The sequence below is a fragment of the Shinella lacus genome, assembly GCF_010994755.1.
In the GTDB taxonomy this organism is placed as follows: Bacteria; Pseudomonadota; Alphaproteobacteria; order Rhizobiales; family Rhizobiaceae; genus Shinella; species Shinella lacus.
On record NZ_WHSB02000052.1, the window covers coordinates 1 to 595 of the forward strand.

A 595-nucleotide genomic window follows, 5' to 3' on the forward strand; every position below is an offset into this window, starting at 1 on the left:
AAGCGCGGCAGCAAGGCCGGCCATCAACGCTATCGATGTCGCGCCTGCGGCCGCTATAGCACCGACAGTCAGCCCCGGTTTAGCGCGAAGACCAAGGCCATGGCGATCGAGATGTACATGAATAGCATGGGCATTCGGGCGATCGGCCGCGTGCTGGAGGCATCGCCTGCAACGGTACTGAACTGGATCCGCAAGGAGCATACTGCCTTGCAGCACAAAGTGGCCCAGGCTGAGCCGATGGACACCGCCATGTCCGATGTCATCGAGATGGACGAGATCTACACTTATGTCCAAAAAAACAGCAGCGGGCAGTGATCTGGACGGCCTATAGCCGTCGCCACCGCCGGGTCGTCGCATACCATATCGGCGATCAGGGCGTGCGCAGTGCCATGGCCATCTACGCTTTGGCCAAGGCGACCGTCGGCCAGATCAGTACCATCTTCACCGATGCCAACTCCTGCTATCATCTGGCCTTCGAGCGGATCGGGGCGGACGAACCGCATCGGCAGACCAAGGCGCAGACCCACCTCATCGAGTCCTCGAACGCCTCGTTCCGCGACATGCTGGCCCGCTTCAACCGGAAAACAAAGCGCGC

General features: G+C 61.0%; 2 protein-coding genes. Both read left to right on the top strand.

Going from position 1 to position 595, the window contains the following annotated elements:
• A partial coding sequence (locus GB927_RS34250) for an IS1-like element transposase (RefSeq protein WP_500809277.1) occupies positions 1 to 315 on the top strand: 315 nt, incomplete at its 5' end.
• On the top strand, positions 312 to 595 hold a 284-nt coding region (locus GB927_RS34255; protein ID WP_256121593.1), incomplete at its 3' end, for an IS1 family transposase. The genes GB927_RS34250 and GB927_RS34255, both read left to right, overlap by 4 nt.